The organism is Curtobacterium sp. UNCCL17, from assembly GCF_000686685.1.
GTDB classification, from domain to species: domain Bacteria; phylum Actinomycetota; class Actinomycetes; order Actinomycetales; family Microbacteriaceae; genus Curtobacterium; species Curtobacterium flaccumfaciens.
The window spans coordinates 1,016,174-1,036,013 of record NZ_KK366000.1; the positions used below are offsets into that span (position 1 = coordinate 1,016,174).

The 19,840-nt window shown below is 72.4% G+C and carries 19 protein-coding genes and 2 tRNA genes; 7 read left to right on the top strand and 14 right to left on the bottom strand.

Annotated elements, in window-relative coordinates:
* The first annotated feature begins 69 nt into the window (after positions 1-69).
* On the top strand, positions 70-1,137 hold the full coding sequence (locus tag BR70_RS0109670; RefSeq protein ID WP_027465907.1) for an FUSC family protein: 1,068 nt from the start codon (positions 70-72) through the stop codon (positions 1,135-1,137).
* A gap of 224 nt (positions 1,138-1,361) precedes the next feature.
* On the opposite strand, the gene BR70_RS0109675 is transcribed toward BR70_RS0109670, so the two are convergent.
* The 5 genes from BR70_RS0109675 to BR70_RS0109695 all read right to left on the bottom strand — a co-directional run bounded on the left by BR70_RS0109675 (position 1,362) and on the right by BR70_RS0109695 (position 3,087).
* Positions 1,362-1,967, bottom strand: a complete 606-nt coding sequence (locus BR70_RS0109675; RefSeq protein ID WP_027465908.1) for a histidine phosphatase family protein — start codon at positions 1,965-1,967, stop codon at positions 1,362-1,364.
* Positions 1,964-2,353 carry a fluoride efflux transporter CrcB gene (crcB, locus tag BR70_RS0109680; RefSeq protein ID WP_027465909.1) on the bottom strand — a complete coding sequence of 130 codons (390 nt, stop codon included), beginning with the start codon at positions 2,351-2,353 and terminating at the stop codon, positions 1,964-1,966. The genes BR70_RS0109675 and crcB overlap by 4 nt, the downstream gene beginning before the upstream one ends.
* Complete coding sequence (locus tag BR70_RS0109685; RefSeq protein ID WP_027465910.1) at positions 2,350-2,796, bottom strand: fluoride efflux transporter FluC; 447 nt, start codon at positions 2,794-2,796, stop codon at positions 2,350-2,352. The genes crcB and BR70_RS0109685 overlap by 4 nt, the downstream gene beginning before the upstream one ends.
* Before the next feature lie 106 nt (positions 2,797-2,902).
* A tRNA-Glu gene (locus BR70_RS0109690) sits at positions 2,903-2,978 on the bottom strand.
* Positions 2,979-3,011: 33 nt separating this feature from the next.
* Positions 3,012-3,087, bottom strand: a tRNA-Glu gene (locus BR70_RS0109695).
* A gap of 103 nt (positions 3,088-3,190) precedes the next feature.
* Here BR70_RS0109695 and BR70_RS0109700 point away from each other — a divergent pair.
* Entirely contained in the window at positions 3,191-4,087 is an 897-nt protein-coding gene (locus BR70_RS0109700; protein WP_081827312.1) for a DUF72 domain-containing protein, read from the top strand.
* 107 nt (positions 4,088-4,194) lie between these two features.
* On the opposite strand, the gene BR70_RS0109705 is transcribed toward BR70_RS0109700, so the two are convergent.
* The 6 genes from BR70_RS0109705 to BR70_RS0109730 form a co-directional block, all read right to left on the bottom strand.
* Positions 4,195-4,830: an MBL fold metallo-hydrolase gene (locus BR70_RS0109705; RefSeq protein WP_027465912.1), complete on the bottom strand. Its 636-nt coding sequence runs from the start codon at positions 4,828-4,830 to the stop codon at positions 4,195-4,197.
* Between the two features lie 10 nt (positions 4,831-4,840).
* A complete protein-coding gene (locus tag BR70_RS0109710) occupies positions 4,841-5,857 on the bottom strand; it encodes a LacI family DNA-binding transcriptional regulator (protein WP_027465913.1) in 1,017 nt (338 codons plus the stop codon).
* 21 nt (positions 5,858-5,878) lie between these two features.
* Complete coding sequence (locus BR70_RS23250) at positions 5,879-6,376, bottom strand: hypothetical protein (protein ID WP_035808358.1); 498 nt, start codon at positions 6,374-6,376, stop codon at positions 5,879-5,881.
* A gap of 5 nt (positions 6,377-6,381) precedes the next feature.
* Positions 6,382-7,224, bottom strand: a complete 843-nt coding sequence (locus BR70_RS0109720; RefSeq protein WP_051596808.1) for a carbohydrate ABC transporter permease — start codon at positions 7,222-7,224, stop codon at positions 6,382-6,384.
* Between the two features lie 65 nt (positions 7,225-7,289).
* A complete protein-coding gene (locus BR70_RS0109725; RefSeq protein ID WP_027465915.1) occupies positions 7,290-8,267 on the bottom strand; it encodes a carbohydrate ABC transporter permease in 978 nt (325 codons plus the stop codon).
* 157 nt (positions 8,268-8,424) lie between these two features.
* Positions 8,425-9,708: an ABC transporter substrate-binding protein gene (locus BR70_RS0109730; protein ID WP_035808360.1), complete on the bottom strand. Its 1,284-nt coding sequence runs from the start codon at positions 9,706-9,708 to the stop codon at positions 8,425-8,427.
* Between the two features lie 294 nt (positions 9,709-10,002).
* On the opposite strand from BR70_RS0109730, the gene BR70_RS22300 reads away from it, so the two are divergent.
* The gene (locus BR70_RS22300; RefSeq protein ID WP_051596765.1) at positions 10,003-11,331 is read left to right on the top strand and encodes a glycosyltransferase; all 1,329 of its coding nucleotides are present in this window, start codon (positions 10,003-10,005) and stop codon (positions 11,329-11,331) included.
* Positions 11,332-11,511: 180 nt separating this feature from the next.
* Here BR70_RS22300 and BR70_RS20340 read toward each other — a convergent pair whose 3' ends face one another.
* Positions 11,512-12,825, bottom strand: coding sequence for a glycosyltransferase family 2 protein (locus BR70_RS20340; protein WP_051596766.1), 1,314 nt, complete (start codon positions 12,823-12,825; stop codon positions 11,512-11,514).
* A 157-nt stretch (positions 12,826-12,982) separates the two neighbouring features.
* Between BR70_RS20340 and BR70_RS23255 the strand changes: the two genes are divergently transcribed.
* The 4 genes from BR70_RS23255 (at position 12,983) to BR70_RS22305 (ending at position 16,960) form a co-directional block, all read left to right on the top strand.
* Positions 12,983-13,156 (top strand): hypothetical protein, encoded by a 174-nt coding sequence (locus BR70_RS23255; RefSeq protein ID WP_155896838.1) that lies wholly within the window; start codon positions 12,983-12,985, stop codon positions 13,154-13,156.
* Positions 13,157-13,269: 113 nt separating this feature from the next.
* Positions 13,270-14,214 (top strand): beta-1,6-N-acetylglucosaminyltransferase, encoded by a 945-nt coding sequence (locus BR70_RS20345; protein WP_051596767.1) that lies wholly within the window; start codon positions 13,270-13,272, stop codon positions 14,212-14,214.
* The gene (locus BR70_RS20350; protein WP_081827314.1) at positions 14,211-15,752 is read left to right on the top strand and encodes a lipopolysaccharide biosynthesis protein; all 1,542 of its coding nucleotides are present in this window, start codon (positions 14,211-14,213) and stop codon (positions 15,750-15,752) included. The genes BR70_RS20345 and BR70_RS20350 overlap by 4 nt, the downstream gene beginning before the upstream one ends.
* Positions 15,749-16,960 carry a glycosyltransferase family 4 protein gene (locus BR70_RS22305; protein ID WP_197019632.1) on the top strand — a complete coding sequence of 404 codons (1,212 nt, stop codon included), beginning with the start codon at positions 15,749-15,751 and terminating at the stop codon, positions 16,958-16,960. Before BR70_RS20350 ends, BR70_RS22305 begins: the two co-directional genes overlap by 4 nt.
* Before the next feature lie 40 nt (positions 16,961-17,000).
* Here the strand turns inward: BR70_RS22305 and BR70_RS20360 are convergent, their stop codons facing one another.
* The gene (locus tag BR70_RS20360) at positions 17,001-17,969 is read right to left on the bottom strand and encodes a glycoside hydrolase family 16 protein (protein ID WP_051596769.1); all 969 of its coding nucleotides are present in this window, start codon (positions 17,967-17,969) and stop codon (positions 17,001-17,003) included.
* Complete coding sequence (locus BR70_RS20365) at positions 17,954-19,828, bottom strand: PIG-L family deacetylase (RefSeq protein WP_035808362.1); 1,875 nt, start codon at positions 19,826-19,828, stop codon at positions 17,954-17,956. The genes BR70_RS20360 and BR70_RS20365 overlap by 16 nt, the downstream gene beginning before the upstream one ends.
* Positions 19,829-19,840 lie beyond the last annotated feature (12 nt).

The window sequence follows — 19,840 nt, forward strand, 5'->3', positions numbered from 1 at the left end:
CGGTGGCGGCACAGCCTGGAGGCCCGTGGCGACTCCCGACACCCGTCGCGGTGGGAAGATGGTGACGACATGACGACACCTGCGCACTCGACCCGGACCATCAACCTCGAGGGCGCGGCACGCGCCGCGATCGCCGGTGGCGCACCGCTCGCGCTGCTCATCGCCCTCGGCATGCCGGGGTACGCAGCCTTCGCCATGTTCGCCGGGTTCACCGCCATCTTCGGTGCGACCGAGCCCTACCGGCAGCGTGCCGTCACCACCGGTGTCGCTGGTGCACTGCAGGCGCTCTGCATGTTCGCCGGCATCGGGGTCGGGCTCGTCGGGTCGCCGCTCTGGCTGCAGGCCGTGGGTCTCGTCGTCGTCCTGGTGGTCGCGGTCTGCACCCTCTCCACGCTCCGGGCGATCCCCGCGCAGCCGATCTTCCCGGTGTTCGCGTTCGTCGTGTCCGCACTCGTGCCGATGCGCCCGGCGGACGTCCCGCTCGTCACGACGATCATCGTCTGCTCGGTGGTCTGGGCCTGGCTCGTCGCGATGTCCGGTGCGGTCCTCCGTCGGGTGTTCCACCCGCACGCCCCGCACCGGTTCCGCCCGCTGGCCGACCGCAAGCACCGGTCGCTCGCGATCCTCGGGACCCCGGCGCTGTGGGAGACCGTCGCGCTCAACGTCGTCGGGTCACTCGTCGCCGGTGCCGTCGCGGAGTCGATCCCCGGGCTCGGACACCCCTACTGGGCGGTCATCGCGGTGGTCTCGACCCTGCCGGCGATCCGCCAGCGGCACACCGTGGTCCGCGCCGGGCAGCGTGTGGTCGGCACGATCGGCGGCACGGTCATCGCGGTCGGCATCCTGCTGCTCGAGCCGTCGGCGTGGTGGATCGTCGTGCTGGCCGTCGTCGGACAGTTCTTCGCCGAGATCTTCGTCGCCCGGAACTACGCCGTGTGCCTGCTGTTCCTCACCCCGCTCGCCCTGGCGGTGTCGTGGTTGAGCCTGCCCGAGGCACCCCAGCTGCTGGCGCTCGACCGCATCGCGCAGACCGTGCTCGGTGCCGTGGTCAGCGTGGGGCTGCTGCTCGTCGGGCGTGCGATCGAGCGCCGGCGTGGCCGTGCCCTGGGTGCGACGAGCGCGATCCGGACCGTCTGACGCGGCCGGTCGAACCGGGCGTACCGGGTCGAACCGGGCGTACCTGGTCGTTCCTTTCGACCAGGAACGCCCGATTCCGCCTGCCATCGCGCGTGACAGGGGAAGGAACGGGCGTGGACGGCGGACGGGAGGCCCGTGGCGGCGCCGCCACGGGCCTCCCGTCCGTCCGTGGTCGCGACCACCGCGTCCGTCGCTGACGCGAGCCCGCCGGCCCCACCCCCGCGTCAGTCGCGCGGCTGGATGTTCCAGGCGTCGATGACGGGGCGGCCGTGCTCGTAGCCGAGGATGCTGACCGAGGCGGTGCCGAGCTTCAGCACGGCGCCGTCCTGCGGCGCGAGCCGGATCCACGCGGCACCGAGTGCCCGCAGCACGTGGCCGTGGGCGATGAACACGGCGTCGTGGCCCTCGGCGAGCACCGGTCGGGCACGGTTCAGGATGCGTTCGACGCGGACGCGGACCTCGGCGGCGTTCTCACCGGGGGTGTCGCCGGCGGGGACCCCGTCCGTCCAGAGGTCCCACGGCCCGTGGCGCAGCACCTTGATCTGCGGGGTGGTGAGACCCTCGTACGCGCCGTAGTCCCACTCGTACAGGTCCTCGTCGAGCTCCGGCTCGACGCCGATCAGGTGCGCGGTGTCGCGGGCGCGCTGCAGCGGGCTCGACAGCGCCAGCGCGAACGACCGGTCCCCGAGGTACCGGCCCGCGCGCTTCGCCTGCTCGACACCGTTGTCGGTGAGCGGGATGTCGGTGCGGCCGGTGTGCTGCCCGCTCTTCGACCACTCCGTCTCTCCGTGACGGACGAGGACGAGTTCGCCGGGGCGTTCCGAGGTCATGAGTTCCTTCCGATCCAGAGGCCGAGCGCAGCTGCGCCGACCGAGACGACGAGCATCCCGAGGCCGTTCAGGACGGCGAGCCGGGTCTTGCCGGATCGGAGGAGCTGTACGGTCTCGACGCTCGCCGTCGAGAACGTCGTGTACCCACCCATCATGCCCGTCCCGAGCACAGCGACCGTCGAGGCGGGGACGGCGCCGGCCTGCCCGAGGCCCGTCAGGACCCCGAGCACGAGCGATCCGGACACGTTGATGAGCAGGGTCCCGACCGGGAACCCGGCGAACCGGGAACCGGCGAGGCGGCCCTTGACGACGCCGTCGAGCACGAAGCGCAGGGCGGCGCCGGCTCCCCCGCCGACGGCGACCAGGACCAGTTCGACCGGGCTCATCGGGCGTCCTGCAGCGGTTCGGGGCGGGTGCGGGGCCGGGTGGCCGCGGCGACCCACAGACCGAGGACGACCGCGACGAGTCCGAGCACGACCGACAGCAGGGCGTACCCGCTGCCCGCCGTCCAGCGGCCGAGGTCGAGCAGCTGCGCGGTGTCGTCGGCGAGCGTGCTGTAGGTCGTGAAACCGCCGAGGACGCCGGTGCCGACGAACAGCCGGACCGTGCGACGACGACCGACGTCCGGGCCGCGGCGTGCGAGCGCGTCGAGCAGGAACCCGAGGCAGAACGCCCCGACGACGTTGATCACGAGGATGGTCCAGCTGATCCCGTCGTGCGCGGGGAACGCCGCGGCGAGGAGTGCGCGGACGGCCGTCCCGATCGCGCCGCCGAGGGCGACGAGTGCGACGAGCCTCCAGCGCAGGTGCGGTGGGCGTTCGGCGTGCATCGTGCTCCCGTCGCGAGGCGATCGTTCCCCGGGTGACGGGGACGATCCAGGCTAGCCGAGACGACGAAACCCCCGCCGAGCCGGAGCTGGACGGGGGTTTGCGTGCTGGTGACCCCAGCGGGATTCGAACCCGCGTTACCGCCGTGAGAGGGCAGCGTACTAGGCCGCTATACGATGGGGCCGCGGCTGTTGTCGGACTCGGAGCATGTCACCTGTGGTGACCCCAGCGGGATTCGAACCCGCGTTACCGCCGTGAGAGGGCAGCGTACTAGGCCGCTATACGATGGGGCCGTTCCGACAACTCGACAAGTATTGCACAAGGCTCGCATCCGTACCAAAACGGGGCGTGTCGCCCGGGTGTGCCGCCATGTCGGAGCGGGCATACGGTGGATCGATGACGGCGGACCACGACGCGATCGCAGCGCCTCGACACGTCGGCGGCAGCCCCTCGGCCACGGTCCGGATCGGCCTGTCCGGGTGGCAGTACGACGGCTGGCGTGGGGACTTCTACCCCGAGGGCCTCGCGAAGCGGCGGTGGCTCGAGCACGTGGCGTCGCGGTTCCCGACGGTGGAGCTGAACGGATCCTTCTACTCGCTGCAGCGTCCGGCGCGGTACCGGGCGTGGCGTGCGGCCTCGGGCGGGCAGCCGTTCCGGTTCGCGGTCAAGGGCGGCCGGTACGTCACGCACATGCTGCGGCTGCGGAACGTCGAGACCGCGCTGGCGAACTTCTTCGCCTCGGGTCCGCTGGAGCTCGGGGACACCCTCGGGCCCGTGCTCTGGCAGCTGCCCGAGCGCCTGCTGCCGACGCCGGAGGTGCTCGACGCGTTCCTCGGGGTGCTCCCCCGGACGCACGGTGCGGCCGCCGAGCACGCACGCCACCACGACGACAAGGTCCCCGCCGAACCGGACGGACTCGTGGAGCCGGAGGAACCGGCGAGGCCGATCCACCACGCGCTCGAGGTCCGGGCAGCCGGCTTCGGCGACGAGCACCTCGACGTGCTCCGACGGCACCGCGTCGCCCTCGTCGACTCGCACGCCGGCGACTTCCCCCGCTTCCGGGCGGACACCGGGGCACCGCTCGCGTACCTCCGGTTGCACGGTGCACCCCGGACCTACCACGACGGGTACTCGCCCCGGGCGCTCGGCGGGTGGGCGACGACGGTCCTCGAGCACGCCGAGGCCGGCCGTGACGTCTACGTGTACTTCGACAACGACGCCGAGCGGCACGCTCCGTGGGACGCCCTGACGCTCGACCGCCTGGTCGCGGCGCGACTGCGCCGCGCTTCGTGAGCAGAGACGGTCGCCTCGGGCGCACGGACCCGACCATTCCTGCACACGATGCGGACAGGAGGCGCGTGGCGGCGCCGCCACGGGCCTCCAGGCCGCGCAGCGCAGCCCTAGAGCGTGAGCGACTCCCCTGGACGCAGCACGACGAGCGACCCGGCTGGCTCGACGGCCTCGCGGAGCCGCCCCGTGTGCATGCCGAGCCCGACCTCGGAGAGGGTGGCCTCGTGGATCGGGTACGCGCGGGACGGCGCGATCGCGGCGACGTAGTCCATCATCTCGGCGACCTTGAGCCACGGCGCCCCGACGGGTGCCGCGAGGACCTCGACCGGGACGCCCGGGTCCGTGTAGGAGTCGCCCGGGTGGAACAGCCGGCCGTCCACGAGCACGCCGGTGTTGTCGACGATCGGCACCGAGGCGTGGATCAGCTGGTGCCGCGTGCCGTGGAAGGTGAGCGCGAAGGGCCCGATCGTCCGGTGGTCGCCGTCCGTGACGACGCCGACGGTGACACCCGCCTCGGCGAGCGCCGCGCGGACCCCCTCCGGCCCGATGACGACCGCACGGGGATTGGCGTCGAGGATGCGCCGGACCTGCTCGGGGGTGACGTGGTCCGGGTGCTCGTGCGTGACGACGACGGCGACGACCCCGGTCACGTCGACCGGTCGGGTGAAGTTCCCCGGGTCGAGGACCAGGCGGGCGTCCCCCTCGGTGATGATCTGGCAGGCGTGTTCGAGTTTGGTGACCTCCATGCGGGCGACCCTACGCGGCACCGTGCGGGCGGGGCCCCGTGGTCGCGCGGACGACCAGGTGCGCGGGTGCCGCCGCGATCGGGCCGGCGACACCGCCGTCAACCTCGGCGAGCACCGCACGGGCAGCGGTCCGTCCCTGCGCCACCGGGTCCTGCGCGACGGTGGTGAGTCCGACGGTGGCGCCGTACTCGTGGCCGTCGACCCCCATCACGGAGACGTCCTCCGGTACCGCGAGTCCGGCTCGGCGTGCGGCGAGCAGGACGCCGAGGGCCATCTCGTCCGAGGCGCAGAGCACCGCCGTCGGTCGCACCGACGCGGGCTCGGCGAACAGCACGGCCCCGGCGGCGGCCCCGCCGGCGAACGAGAACCGGCCGTCGAGCGACCACCGTTCCGGTACGACCTGTCCCGACGACCGCACCGCGTCGAGGAACCCGTCCCGCCGCAGGTGCGGCACGGCGACGTTCATGCCGGCCTCGTCCTGCCCGCCGACGTAGGCGATGCGCCGGTGGCCGAGGCCGTGCAGGTGCTCGACCGCGATCCGGGTGACCTCGCGGTCGTCGACGCCCACGTTCCGCAAGCCCGGTGCCGGGCCGCCGATGACGACGATGGGGTGCCGGCTGAGTTCGAGTTCGGCCCGTTCGGTGGCGTCGAGCACCAGGGAGAGCAGGACGAGGCCGTCGACGCGGTGCCGCAGCATCGAGCGTCGGAACGCCCGGTCGCGGTCGCCGCCCGGGCCGCCGAGGTTGTAGAGGACCAGGTCGTACCCGGCCTGGCGGAGCTCCGCGTCGACACCGCCGAGCGCCTTGACGTAGAACCAGCGGTCGATGACGGGCACGACCACCCCGACGGCGCGCTGACGACCGGTGGCGAGGCCGGCCGCCGCCGAGCTCGGGACGTACCCGAGTTCGTCGGCGACCCGCTGCACCTGCTCGATCGTGGTGTCGGCCACGTTCGACATGCCGCGGAGCGCCCGCGACACCGTGGACTTCGACAGCCCCGTGACGGTCGCGATCTCCTGGATCCCCATCGGTGCGACCCGGGAGGCCCGTCAGCCGTCCGCGCCGTGCGTCACGTCCGCCGGTGCGTCGGGTCCACGGCGTCGGGCCGCCACCGCGGGCACGCCGCGGTCCGCCCGGCGTTCCGGTACCCGTGCGGTGCGCGCCTGCCGTCGTGCAGCCGGAGCGACCTCGTCCCAGCCGGCGTGCTGGTGCACCCGTCCGTCCGCGCCGGGTCGAGGCCTGCGACCGGTGGGGTCGGTGACCGACGTGTGCACCGGGGCCACCGCGGGCGCAGCACCGACGCCCCGGGGTACGGACGCACCCGTGCCGTCCTGCGGTGCGCTCCGGCGGAGGACGGCGACCCGCCACCGGTCCAGGGCGACGACGCCGAGCACGCACACGAGCAGGGTGAGCGCCCAGCCGAGCGCCGGTCGCCCGGTGAGCTCGCAGAACACCGTCACGCCGAGGAACAGGACGCCGAACATCCCGACGAAGCCGATCGACTCCTCGATGCGGGCGGTGGGACGGGTGGGTCCGCGCTGCGCCATGGCCGTCAGCCCTTCACGCCGCCGGCGGTGAGCCCCGCCACGATGCGCCGCTGGAAGATCAGGACGAGGACCACGAGCGGGATCGTGACGATCGTGCCGGCGGCCATCACCGCCGTGTAGGGCTCCTGGTGCGGCTGCGACCCGGCGAACGAGGCGATCGCCACGGTCACCGGCTGGGTCGCGTCGCTCGACAGCTGCGACGAGATGAGGTACTCGTTCCAGCTCGAGATGAACGCCAGGATCGCCGTGGTGAACACCGCGGGCGCCGCGAGCGGCAGGATGATCCGCCGGAACGCCTGCACCCGGGTGCACCCGTCGATGCGGGCTGCTTCTTCCAGGTCCCACGGCATCTCGCGGAAGAACGACGCGAGCGTGTACACGGTCAGCGGCAGCACGAACGAGATGCTCGGCAGGATGAGCGCCTGGTACGACCCCATCCACCCGATGTCGGTGAACAGCTGGAACAGCGGCGAGATGAGGGCGACGCCGGGGAACATCGACGCGGCCAGGATCGCGCCGGCGATGAGCGACTTGCCGCGGAACTCGAGCCGGGCGAGGGCGTACGCCGCCGTGGTGCCGACGAGCAGGGCGATGATCGTCACGACCCCACCGATGAGCAGGCTGTTGGCGAGTGCCCGACCGAGGTGGTTGCCGAGCGACGTGGAGAACGCCGTCGCGTAGTTGTCGAGCGTGACGTGCGTCGGCCACGGGGTGGCGTCGAACGTGAACCCGACGTCGCGGAAGCTCGTCACCACCATCCAGTAGAACGGCAGGAGGCACCACACGGCGATGACGATCGCCTGCACGGCCGTGCGGATGCGCGGCCCGGTGTCGCGGCGCACGCGCACCTCGGTGCGGTCGACGGCGCGGTCGCGTGCTGCTGCGGAGGACCGGGGGCGGTCTGCTGCGAGGGTCACTTGAGTTCACCCTTCTGCTGGGCGGCCTGCGTCTGCACGACGTTGGCGCCGAGGAACCGGACGAAGACGAACGCCACGATGAAGATCACCAGGAAGGTGATGGTCGACAGCGCTGACGCGGAGTTGAAGCCCTGCCGGATCTGTTCGACGACCAGGATCGACAGGGTCGTGGTGGCGTTGCCGGAACCACCGCCACCGCCGGTGAGGATCGCGGGCAGGTCGTACATGCGCAGCGCGTCGAGCACGCGGAACAGGATCGCGACCATCAGCGCGGGCTTGATGAGCGGCAGGGTGATGAGCACGAAGCGCTGGAACGTCGAGGCGCCGTCCATCTTGCCTGCCTCGTAGACCTCCTCCGGGATCAGCTGCAGCCCCGCCAGGATGAGCAGCGCCATGAACGGCGTGGTCTTCCAGGTGTCGGCGATGATGACCGCCCACCGGGACGCCCACTCGCCGCTCGTCCACAGGATCTGCTGCCCGAGGACGTGGTTCAGCACGCCGTTCGCGTCGAAGATGAAGTACCAGAGCTTCGCGGTGACGGCCGTCGGGATCGCCCACGGCACCAGGATCGCGGCACGGACGAGGGCGCGGCCCTTGAAGTTGCGGTTCATGATGATGGCCATCCACACGCCGATGACCGTCTCGGCGAGCACGGTGACGACGGTGAAGAAGAACGTGTTGCCCATCGACACCCAGAACTGGGAACCGAGGCTGCCGGGCGGGCACGTGACGTTGCCGCACTGCTGACCGAGCCAGTGCGCGTAGTTCGTGATGCCGGCGAACCCGCCCTGCACGAACAGGCCGGTGGCCTTGTCGAGGCCCTGGTCGAGCTGGAACGACTGGATGATCGCACTGACGACCGGGTAGCCGATGACGATCGCGAGGAGCAGGATCGTCGGGCCGATGAGGTACACGGCCCACCGGCCGTGCTCGGCGTTGAGTCCGCCCTTGCGCCGTCGGCGCTTCGGTTCCATGCCCGTCGGGTTGGGGATGGCTGCGGGGATCTCGGTTGCTGCTGACACGTGTCGGCCTCCTTGCCGGGGGTGTCGGAACGCAAGTACGGGGCGGACGGGAGGCCCGTGGCGGACCCGCCACGGGCCTCCCGTCCGATGCGGCGTGAGCCGCTGTGTGTCAGCTGCTGGTCGCCGACTTCAGGGCGTCCTGCATGTCCTTCATGGCTTCGTCGACCGACTTCGATCCCTTGAGCGCCGCGTAGGTGTTGTCCTGGATCGCCTTCGTCACCGCCGGGTAGAACGGCGTGACCGGGCGCGGCTCCGCCGACTCGATCGACTTGAGCAGCGTCGGCAGGTAGGGCAGCTTCGCCGTCAGCTCGGAGTCGGTGTAGAGGTCACCGACGACCGGGGCGAGCGACCCCTGCGTCGCGAAGAACTTCTGCGTGTCGTTCGAGATGAGGAACTCGAGGAAGTCGTGCGCCGTCGCCTTGTGCTTCGAGTACACGCTGATCGCCGCGTTGTGCCCACCGAGCGTGGAGGCACCGACGCCGTCGGCACCGGGGATCGGCGCGATGCCGAACGTGTCCTTGACCTTGCTCGAACCGTCGGTCTTCGCCAGGTTGTAGACGTACGGCCAGTTGCGCAGGAACAGCAGCTTGCCGGCTTCGAACGCGGTGCGGCCCTGCTCCTCCTGGTAGGTGATCGCCTCGGCCGGGATGTTCCCGTCCTCGAACGCGTCGACCAGGTTCTGCAGGCCGGCCTTGGCGTCCGAGGTGTCGACGTCCGGGTCACCGCTCTTGCTGAGCACCGAACCACCGGAGCCGTTGATCGCCTCGGAGGCGTTCACCGTCAGACCCTCGTACTTCGCGAACTGCCCGGCGTAGCAGCCGATGCCGGCGTCCTTCGCGATCTTGCAGTCGGCCATCATCTCCTTCCACGTGGTCGGAGGCGTCTTGACGAGGTCCTTGCGGTAGTAGAGCAGCGCGCCGTCCGAGGTCTGCGGCGCGGCGTAGAGGGTGTCGTTGTAGGTCGCGGTCTTCACCGTCGACGGCAGGAGCTTCGAGGTGTCGATCTTCATGTCGCCGGTCAGCGGCGTCAGCCAGCTCTTCGCGGCGAACTCGGCGGTCCAGACGACATCAACGTCGACGACGTCGTAGTTCGCGTCCTTCGCCTGGAAGTGCTGCACGAGGTCGTCGTGCTGCTGGTCGGCCTGGTCGGACTGCTCCTTGAAGGTGACCTTCTCGTCCTTGTGGGCCTTGTTCCACTTCGCGATGAGCGGGCGGACGACGTTCGAGTTGTCCTTGCCCTGCACGTAGGTGATGGGTCCGCGGCTGTCCTGGCCGCTCTTGGCGTCGTCCGAGCCGGCGCCGGAGCTCCCGCTCGAGCAGCCGGTGAGCACGAGGCCGATGACGGCGACCCCGGCAACGGATGCGAACCGCACCCTTGAGCGTGTTGTCTTCACAGCGTTGTCTCCTCGTTGAGATCACCAGGGGGCATCGACCGGGTTCGACGACACTGCCCTGGAGCAAGCGCCGCTGCCTGCTGGTGGAGGAAGCTACGCCCGGTCCAGCGGGAGCGCAACCGGTTGCATCGGTTCCGTGACCTGAGCGTGACCCATGAGGTTCCCGTGGCTTCCTGGGTGAGCGCTCACCCCCGTCGGGGGCACACGCACCGCGCTGCGGAACCCCGCACGAACCCCGCCACTGCTGGTCCGGTCCGTTGTCCGGACACCGCGGGCGGTCGTAGCGTCCCGACCATGACCCTGCACTCCTCCGTCACCGTGCCCGGCCCCCGTCGGGTCGTCAGCGTCGACCTCGACGCTCCGCTGCCGCGCCTGGTCGCCGACGAGTCGGGTTCCTCCGCGCTCGTCGTCGGTTACCGCGACGGCTTCCCCGTCACCACCCTCGACGTGCTGCTCACCGCGGACCCGGCCGACGCCGCCCGCGCGATGGCGCCCCTGGTGGACGGCCTCGCACGGACCTCCGGTGCGACCCAGACCCCCATCCCCGACCTCGACCTCCCGCTCATCTCGATCGTCGTGTCGACCATCGTCACCCGGGTCGAGGACATCCGGAAGCTGCTCGACTTCCTCGAGCACCTCGACTACCCGCGGTACGAGGTCATCCTCGTCGACAACCGTGTGAAGCTGCCCGAGGTCGACGCCCTGCCCGGGCTGCTCGAGGGCCGCGACGTCCGGCTGGTCACCGAACGCCGTCCGGGCTGCTCCGCCGGTCGCAACGCCGGAGTCGCCGCGGCGCACGGCGAGATCATCGCGTTCACCGACGACGACGTCCGGGTGGACGCACAGTGGCTCCGGTCCATCGGCACGCGCTTCGTCCGCGAGCCCGAGGTCGCCGCGGTCACCGGGATGATCCTGCCCGTCGAGCTCGAGACCCCCGCGCAGATCTGGTACGAGGCGTACTACGGCGGCTTCAGCGGCGAGCGCACCTTCCAGCCGGTGACCATCGTGCCGGACGACGTCCCCGGGGTCATGCGTCACGCGCAGGCCCGGGCCGTCCGCCCCGACGGCTCGGTGCAGAAGCACTTCGCCGTGTACGGCATCGGCGGCTACGGCGCCGGCGCGAACTGGGCCGTCCGACGGTCGGCGTTCGACGCCGTCGGCGGGTTCGACCCCGTGCTCGGTGCCGGTGTGCCCGCCCGCGGTGGCGAGGACCTGGCGATCTTCATCGACATCCTGTGGAGCGGTGGCCGGATCGGCTTCGAACCCCGCGCGGTCGTGCACCACCGGCACCGGCAGGACCTCGCCGGGCTGCACGGGCAGCTCCACTCGAACGGCGTCGGGTTCACGGCGCTGATGTGCGAGCTCATCGCGAAGGACCGCCGGCACGCGATCGTGCTCGCGCGGCTGATGCCCCGCGCCGGCAAGATCAAGCTGAAGCAGCTCGTGTCACGACTGGCCGGCCGGCGTGACGCCGCGGCCGAGAGCATCACCGAGGCCTCCACGACCCGGATCCCGCGCTCGCTGGCCTACCACGAGTTCCGCGGCTTCCCGGCTGGCCCGGCGGCGTACTTCCGCAGCCGTCGGTTCTGGCGCGAGGTCGAGGAGGGCCGCTTCCGCCCGTAGGCGGCGTGCAGGAGACGTCCGCACCGGAACGGACGGGAGGCCCGTGGCAGCGTCGCCACGGGCCTCCCGTCCGTTCCGATGCGTGCGGTGGAGAACAGTGCACGTGGTGCGTGCCGTGCACGCGGTGCGTGCCGTGCACGCGAAGCGCGGCCACCTGCGCCGCGGTCGCCCGCGCCGCGGTCACCCGCGCCGCGACCGCCCGACGACGTAGCGCCACGGTCCGCCCAGCGCCGCCACCAGTTCGACGCGCTTGAGGCCGGCCGTCGCCTCGCGGAACGCGTCGTCGACGGGCCACCCCCCGACGGCGTCCACCGCGGCGGACACCTGGTCCGCATCCGCGCCGGCGCCCTGTCCGAGCGCCCCGAGCTGCCGCAGCGCCCCGACCGCCCGACGGAGCACGGCCAGTGCGGTGCGCGGTCGCAGCATGAGCTTCGCGACCCACGCACCGAGACCGGTCCCGTAGCCGAGCGCCTGCGAGCGCAGCGCCGCACGGTCCGGCCGGTGCTTGTGCCAGACGACCGCCGAGGGCTCCACCGCGAGCGCACCGCCGGAGAACAGCACCCGGGTGAACAGGTCGGGGTCCTCGCCGGCGCGGGCCAGGGTGCCCGGGCCGAGTGCGACGTCGAACCCGCCCAGGTCGAGCGCGGCCGAACGGCGGAGCGACATGTTGGCACCGGTGCCGAACGCGCCGACGGAGAACGGGAACAGCGGCAGGTCCGCCGGCGGCGCCGACGTGCGGAACACCCGGCGGTCGGTGTTGCGCGCCCAGGTCACGCGCTCGTCGAAGTACCGCTGCGTGGGGGTCCGGAGTTCGCCGCTGGGCACGAGGCCGGTCACGCAGACGACGTCAACGTCGCGGGCGTACGCGTCGGCGAGCGCTGCGAGCCAGTGCCGGTCGACGACCACGTCGTCGTCGACGAAGGCGACCACGGCCCCGGACGCGAGGGCGAGTCCGGCGTTCCGTGCGCGCGAGACGCCGGGTCGGGCCTCCAGGACGTACCGCAGGCGCGGGTCCGCGAGCGACGTGACCACGTCGCGGGTCGCGGTGGTGGTGGGCGCGTTGTCGACGACCAGCACCTCGAAGTCGTCGTGCTCGGACGCGAGCACCGAGCGCACGCAGCGGCGCAGGTCCTCGGGCCGGTCGCGGGTCCCGATGACGACGGAGACGCGTCCGACCGGCGGCCCCGCGGGGGCGGCCGGGAGGCCCGTGGTGCGCAGGGCGCGCAGGGCCGGTCCCAGCTCGGCCGGGTCCACGCCGCCGTCCGCGTCGACGCTGACGTCGACGAACCCGGCGATCTCGCGTCCGTCGCGGACGAGCAGGCGGGCGCGGCGGAAGCCGGTGGCGCCGGCGAGTCCGACGGCGGACGCGGCGAGCGCCTCCTGTCGGTCGACGGCGCCGACCCAGGCCGCGCCGGCCCAGGCGGGCACGTCCGGGGATGGCATCGCGGGCGTGAGCGTGAGCACGCGGGTGGTGGTGGCCTGCTGGTCGGTCATGGTCCGATGCTCCGGTGGGGCTGCTGCAGGGTCAACGGCGGCCGCCCGCGGTTGCGGCGACGGTCGTCCGACTTGCGGTTTGCCGCCAGCACACGCCCCCGGACGGTAGGATCGTGAGGACGACTCGGCGGCAGCACGCCGGGCACGAGGAGGACGCATGTCGATGGGCCCCACCGACGAGCTCGGCGCCGTGCTCCCCTCGGAACAGAGCGTCTTCGTGGTCGACTCCGTGACCTGCGTCTGCGGCCACGTGCAGGACGCCCACGAGCACTACCGTCCGGGCACGGACTGCGCCCTCTGCGACTGCCAGAAGTTCCGCAAGAAGCGCTGATCAGGCCTTCCGGGCACTGATCGATCGGGGGCGGTGCGGGAAACCGCCGCTTCCCCGCAGACGGGCACGGGTCGCCTTGTCGGCCCCGGAACGGCGCGGTTAGCGTCGCGTCCATGGCCATCTCCCCCGCGGTCCCCGCGTGCATCGTCCTCGCCCACGAGGACCCGGCACACGTGCGCCGACTCGTCGAGGCGCTCGACCCGTTCCCGGTGTTCCTGCACTGCGACGCGCGCACCCCCGAGACGGTGTTCCGCGCCATGACCGACGGACTGCCTGATCGTGTCCGGCTGCTCCCCCGGATCCGGACCGGCTGGGCGCGCTGGGAGAACGTCGCCGCCGAGGTGTCCGGCTACCGGGCTGCCCTGGCCGAGACCGACGCCTCGCACGTGGCCGTGCTGACCGGCAGCGACTACCCGCTCGCGAACCCCGCCGAGATCACGGCCCTGCTCGAGGCGCACCGCGAGGAGTCGTTCATCTCGGTCAACCCGCTGCCGTTCGCACCGTGGGGCCGTGACGGCGGCATCTCCCGCATCCGGTTCCGGCACTGGGCCTGGCGGAAGCACATGCTCCGGCTGCCGGTCCCCCGCCGCGTGCCGGCGAACGTCTCCTTCGCCGGGGGCTCACAGCTCAAGGTCCTCGCCCGCCGGCACGCCGCCGCCGTCGTGGACACCGTCGACCAGCGCCCCGACCTGGTCCGGTTCTGGCAGCGCACCTGGGTCGCCGACGAGACCTTCGTGCCGTCGGTGCTCAACTCGCCGTCGCTGACACCGGGGTTCGCCGACGAGCACGTCTCCCAGCCGCTCTGGTGGATCGGGTGGGACGGCACCGCGCGGAAGAGCCCGCCGTGGTTGACCGTCGCCGACGCGGGGCAGCTGCTCGAGCGCCGGACGGACGCGGACGTCGAGGTGCAGCACCTGTTCGCACGGAAGTTCTCGACCGACCGGAGCGGTGACCTGCTCGACGTCGTGGACGCAGCCTTCGGGCTGCGCCAGGGCGCGGCGACGCCGTCGGCGTCGGCGTCAGCACGGCAGGATGCGGCAGCGGTGGTCGCGCCGTGAGCTTCCCCCCGCAGACCCGCCGTGAGGCCCGCGCAGCGCGCGAGGCCGAGGCGCCCGCGCCCATCGCCCGGGAACCCATCGCCCCGGAAGCCACCGCACCCGTGCCCGAGTCGCTCGACACCGGGTCGGTCGCCGTGCGGAAGGGCGCCTCCGTCCTGTTCGGCCGCGGCCTGCTGTACGTCGTCGTCTGGTCGATGCAGCTCGTCGTCTCGTCGCTCATCTCCCCGGTGCTCGCACACCTCATGCCGCCGGCCGAGTTCGGCGTCCTCGCCTCGGCCATCGCCCTGTACCAGGCGCTCGTCGTGCTGGCCGTGCTCGGCATCGACCAGGCGTCGGTGCTGCAGCGGGCCGAGGACGGCGACGACCGCCGGGCGCGCGGCCTGCTCGCCGTCGGCATGGTCACCGCGATCATCGTCACCGTCGCGGCGCTCACCACGATCCCGGTCTGGGCGGACGCCGCCGGCTTCGTCGGCAACCACCCGCTGCTCCTCGTCGCGGTGCTCTGGACCGGCCCCGCCGCCATCGTGCAGATCTCCCTCGCGCTGCTCGTCGCCCAGGACCGCATCCGGGTCTTCGCGGTCACGAGCCTGCTGTCCTCGATCGGCGGCTCGGTCATCGGCCTCGGGCTCCTCACCTGGGTGCAGGCCGACGCGACCACCTACGCGTGGGGCGGCGTCGTCGCCCAGGGCGTGGCGATGGTCATCGGCATCGCGGCGACCCGTCCGCGTCTCGCCGGCCTGTTCGACCGCAAGACCACCGCCCGGGCGTTCCGCCTGGGCGTGCCGATCGCCCTCGGCAACCTGTCGTACTTCGTGCTGAACGCCGGCGACCGGATCGTCGTCCAGCGGCTGCTCGGCCCGGACGAGGTGGCCCGCTACCAGATCGCCTACGTCGTCGGCTCGGCCGTCATCCTGCTCCTGACCTTCACCAACCAGGCGTGGGCGCCGCACTTCGCCGCCCTCCGCGACCCGGTCGCCCGCCGGCAGCTCGCGATGCACTCCCGCGACGAGCTGTACAAGATGCTCGGACCGGTCCTGCTCGCCGTGACCCTGGTGTCACCGGTCGCGCTGCCGATCCTCGCCCCGGCGTCGTACCGCGTGCAGGAGCTCTCGGTCGTCGTCTTCGTCGTCGCGATCACCGCGTTCCCCGTCGTCGCCAGCGGTGCGACCGGACGCCTGCTCCTGGTCGAACGCCGCGGTGTCGCCGTCGGGGTGATCGCCGCGATCGCCGGCGCCGTGAACATCGGCGCGAACCTCGTGCTCGTGCCCGTGCTCGGCATCGCCGGCGCGGGCCTGGCCACCGTCGTCGCCTACGCGATCCTGGCCGCCATGCAGCTGCTGGCCCTGCCCGACCGCCGTGAGTGGCGCGGACCGGGTGCCCGGATCGTCCTGACGACCCTCGCCGCGCTCGTCGTGGCCGCTGCGTCCCTGCTCCTGCCGCAGGACGTCCTCTGGAACTGGGTCCGCATCGCCGGGGTGGTCGCCTGCCTCCCCTGGTTCCTCCGCCGACTGAAGACCGCAAGGGGTGGTGTCTCGTGAGAGCGCGACAGACTGCACACGACGGCACACGACGACTCCGCGTCGGCGTCCTGGTGACCGGACTCGCCATCACCGGCGGACTCGAACGCTGTGTGCTCGAGGACACCCGCGAGCTCGTCGCCGCCGGCCACGAGGTCGAGGTCTGGCACCGGAACGCCCAGTCCCCGCGCGCCGCCGAGGGCCCACCGCCCTACGAGGCGATGGGCGTGGAGCTGGTGGAGGCCACCGACTACCGGTTCGGGATCACGACCGCGCTCCGCGACGCCTGGCGGTTCGCCCGCGAGGGGCTGCGGATCCGACGATCGCACCTCGACGTCCTCTGGTTGAACCGGCCCGAGTACCTGCCGTTCGGCCGGGTCGCGTCGCTCGTCTCCGGAGTCCCGCTCGCGGTGCACCTGCACCACGCGCCGAACTACCGGCGGCTCGGTCCGATCGCCGGCGGCCGCACCCGCTACTTCGCCGTCTCGCACGCGATGGCGCGCGCCTGGGCGGAGTCCGGCGTGCCGACGGACCGCATCACGATCGTGCCGAACGGTGTCGACACCGACGCGTTCCCGGCCGCCACCCCGGCATCGGTGCACGACGCCCGCGCGGCACTCGGCATCCCCGAGGACACCCCGACGGTGCTGTACTACGGTCGGCTCACCCGGTCGAAGGGCGTGCTCGCCCTCCTGGAGGCATGGGGTCGCGTCCGCACGGCCGCTGCGGCACGCGTGCCGGTGACCACTCCCCCCGTGGCCGGTCACGCGGCGCCCGCGCCGCTCCTCGTGCTGGCCGGTGCGCTCTACCCGGAAGAGGCCGACGCCGTGCACGCCGCGATCGACGCGCTCCCCGCCGGTTCCGTGCTCGTGCTCCCCGAGCGGGACGACGTCGTCCCGCTCCTGCACGCCGCCGACGTCGTGGTGGCGCCGTCCATCGAGCCCGAGGGCTTCGGGCGGGTCGTGGTCGAGGCGATGTCCGCCGGCCGTCCCGTCGTCGCCGCCGCATCGGGCGGCACCGGGGAGATCCTGTCGGGCGACTGGGCGCGGTACACCGTCGACCCGGCCGACCCCGACGCACTGGCGGAGAAGCTGCTCGACACCCTCGACGACGCCGAGCTCGACCCGTCCCTCGCCGCACGGTGCCGCGCGTGGGTCCGTGACCGCTACGGGCGCGAGCCGCACGTGCGAGCGCTGCTGCTGGCGCTGCTGGCACACGCTCGGCGCTGACCGCGCCGGGCTCGCTCTGACCGCGCCGGGCTCGGCGCCGTCAGCCGGCGGCGGGGCCCGTGGACGGCAGCGTGGCCCGGGGGCTCTCGCCGCGGGCAGGCACGTCGATCGTCATCCAGTCGACCAGCAACGACCCGGCGGCGTCCCGGGGCGGCAGGCCCTCGAGGGATCCCGTCTGCACGACCAGGTGCATGCGTTCCACGGGGATGTCCTGCGTGGTGCTCCCGACGACCTCGTCGTCGACCAGGAACGACATCCGCGAGGGCGTCCACTCGATCGTGTACGTGTGCCAGTCGGCCAGCGACGCTTCGGTCTCGTGGTGGACGCACTTCTCGGCGGGGTCGACCAGGCAGTGCACGTTCAGCCAGGCGGGCGCACCGAGCGCGCCCTCGGGGAAGTCGATCTCGCCGTGCGCCCAGACGTTCTCGTCGCTCCAGAGCAGCACCGCCACCCCGTACCCGTCGACCTCGTCGCTCTTCATCCGGATGCTGTAGCGCCCGGAGGTCTGACCACCCCATCGTCCGTCGACGAGCGGGACGACCCCGCCGGCGAGCGGGGTGCCCGCCTTCGTCGTGCGCAGGTGCATGTCGAGCATCCCGTCGTGGGCGCTCAGCGTGGACGCCTGGTACCGACCGGTCCCCGCGGTGTCCGCGAAGCCGTGGTAGACGGTGAACCGGTCGTCGTAGGCCGCCTCGAACCCGCCCGACGGGGTGGTGTCGTCGAAGTCCTCGGAGAACACCCGCTTCCAGCCGTCACCGTCGCCGGTCGGCATCGCGACCCCGCTGGGGCCGGGGCCGACGGACGTCGTGCCGGTGGTCGCCGCGGCGACGGCACCGACCGCGACCACCAGGGCCGCGGCCACGATCGCGACCCGTCGTCCCCGTGTCCGGAGCGGGGTGCGGTGGCGGGAGGCGCCGAGGCCGTGCGCGGGTGCTGCGCCGTGCGCGGCGGCCGACTGCTGGGCGACGGGGCGGGGGCCGTCCTCGTCCGCGGTCATCCAGCTGCCCATGCGCGGACCTCCGAGAGACCGACGTTGATCGTGCTGTTCGACACCCCGGTGGTGGTGAACCGCACCCAGGTGACGTTCCGGGCGGTGAAGTCCACCGTCCGGGCGCTGCCGTCGTTCGGGAGCTCACCCACGGCGACCTGGCTGCCGTCCGAGAACGTCAGCGTGCCGCTCGTGATCTGGTCGTCGCTGTTCGGACGGTCGTGCAGGACGATGCGCTGGAGCGCGACCGGGGCAGCCCAGTCGAGCTGGATCCAGATGCCGGTCCGTCCCCAGGGCACGGCCCACTCGGCGGTGTGGTCGACCGGGTGGCCGGACACCACGCCGTCGACGGCCTTCGCAACGGTCTGGCCGTCGGCCGGGTTGTCGGCGATCGCCGTCGGGGTGGCCGAGCCGGTGACGTCCCGCAGGCCCGGAGCGGGCGTGGGCGTCGGGGTCGGGGTCGGGGTCGGGGTCGGGGTCGGGGTCGGGGTCGGGGTCGGCGTCGGGGTCGGCGTCGGCGTCGGCGTCGGGGTCGGCGTCGTGCCGCCGCTGCTCGCCGGGGCCAGCGCGCGGATCTCGGCAAGGCCCACGTTCTGCGTCCCGCCACTGACCGAGGTCACCGTGAACCGCACCCACGTGACACTGCGCGCCGCGAACGTGATCCGCTGCACCGCACCACCGTTGCTCAACGCCGGCACCTGCACACTCGAGCCGTCCGAGAACGTCAACGTCCCGCCCAGCACCTGGTCCACCGAGTTCGGCCGATCAGCGAGGTCGACCGCGTCCAACGCCGTCGCCTTCGCCCACCCGAGCTGGATCCACGTCCCCACACGACCAGACGGCGCGACCCACTCCGCCGTCGGCGCATCCGGGTACCCGCTCACCACACCGTCGACCGCCTTCACGGCCGTCTGACCGTCAGCCGGGTTCTCCGCACTCGCCGTCACCGACGCCGAACCCGTCACGTCCGTGTGGGTGGGGGTCGGGTCCGTGGGGTCGGTGGGGTTCGTCGGCACCGGCGAGCCGGCGGTGTACTGCCGGCTGAGCCACGAGGTCTCCGGTCGCGCCGAGCAGGCCTGGTACGACGCGCAGGTCTCACTGTCGTGGGCGGCGTAGGTGAAGAACGCGTCGGCCTTCGCCTGGGTCTGGGCCGTCGTCAGGTTCGCCGGACGGTCGGCGATCGGGTACCCCATGTACCCGGTGAAGCCGTGCGCGCCGGTGTACTGCCGCTGCACCTGGTCGGTCAGGTACGCGACCGTGTGGTGGTCGCTGTGGTCCCCGTCGCCGTACTCGCCCTCGTGGTCGAGGGTGTGGATGTCCCTCGGTGCGAAGTCCTGCACGATCCCCTGCAGCGTCGCCCGGAGCTGCGCGAGCGTGTACGTGGCGCTGTGCGGGGCGTCGGCGACGGTGTGCAGGGTGTCCATGTCGCCCGTGTACAGGCGCTGGAGGCTCTCGTACCCGTTCGCCCAGAAGCCGTTGCCCTCGACGTTGCCGTCCGGCAGGTCCATGAAGACCAGGCTGATCCGCGGGTCGGCAGTGAGGGTCTCGGTGAGCAGGGTCCGTCCGGCGACCGTCGTGGAGCCGGTCGTCGACGCCGGGTCGACGCCGGCCATGCTCGCGTAGGCGGCCATCAGCCCGACCTGGCGTTCCTGCCAGTACCAGTCGGGCTTGCCGGCGTCACCGGCGGTGACGATCACCGAGCGCACGCAGCGCCCCGCGTCGATGTCCTTCCGCAGGTCCGTGCCCTGGAAGAGCAGGTCGTCGTCGGGGTGGGCGACGACGTTGAGCACCCGCCCGGCGCTGCAGTCCGCGGCCGCGGCCACGGCGGGCTGGACCGCGAGGTTCGGCGCGACCAGCACGGCGAGCACCGTGGCGACCACGCCCGCGACGGA

Bases quoted from the DNA above. Each gene is read 5' to 3' on its own strand.
- BR70_RS0109670 (WP_027465907.1), top strand. From the start codon at position 70: ATGACGACACCTGCGCACTCGACCCGGACCATCAACCTCGAGGGCGCG.
- BR70_RS0109675 (WP_027465908.1), bottom strand. From the start codon at position 1,967: ATGACCTCGGAACGCCCCGGCGAACTCGTCCTCGTCCGTCACGGAGAG.
- crcB (WP_027465909.1), bottom strand. From the start codon at position 2,353: ATGAGCCCGGTCGAACTGGTCCTGGTCGCCGTCGGCGGGGGAGCCGGC.
- BR70_RS0109685 (WP_027465910.1), bottom strand. From the start codon at position 2,796: ATGCACGCCGAACGCCCACCGCACCTGCGCTGGAGGCTCGTCGCACTC.
- BR70_RS0109700 (WP_081827312.1), top strand. From the start codon at position 3,191: ATGACGGCGGACCACGACGCGATCGCAGCGCCTCGACACGTCGGCGGC.
- BR70_RS0109705 (WP_027465912.1), bottom strand. From the start codon at position 4,830: ATGGAGGTCACCAAACTCGAACACGCCTGCCAGATCATCACCGAGGGG.
- BR70_RS0109710 (WP_027465913.1), bottom strand. From the start codon at position 5,857: ATGGGGATCCAGGAGATCGCGACCGTCACGGGGCTGTCGAAGTCCACG.
- BR70_RS23250 (WP_035808358.1), bottom strand. From the start codon at position 6,376: ATGGCGCAGCGCGGACCCACCCGTCCCACCGCCCGCATCGAGGAGTCG.
- BR70_RS0109725 (WP_027465915.1), bottom strand. From the start codon at position 8,267: ATGGAACCGAAGCGCCGACGGCGCAAGGGCGGACTCAACGCCGAGCAC.
- BR70_RS22300 (WP_051596765.1), top strand. From the start codon at position 10,003: ATGACCCTGCACTCCTCCGTCACCGTGCCCGGCCCCCGTCGGGTCGTC.
- BR70_RS20340 (WP_051596766.1), bottom strand. From the start codon at position 12,825: ATGACCGACCAGCAGGCCACCACCACCCGCGTGCTCACGCTCACGCCC.
- BR70_RS23255 (WP_155896838.1), top strand. From the start codon at position 12,983: ATGTCGATGGGCCCCACCGACGAGCTCGGCGCCGTGCTCCCCTCGGAA.
- BR70_RS20345 (WP_051596767.1), top strand. From the start codon at position 13,270: ATGGCCATCTCCCCCGCGGTCCCCGCGTGCATCGTCCTCGCCCACGAG.
- BR70_RS20360 (WP_051596769.1), bottom strand. From the start codon at position 17,969: ATGGGCAGCTGGATGACCGCGGACGAGGACGGCCCCCGCCCCGTCGCC.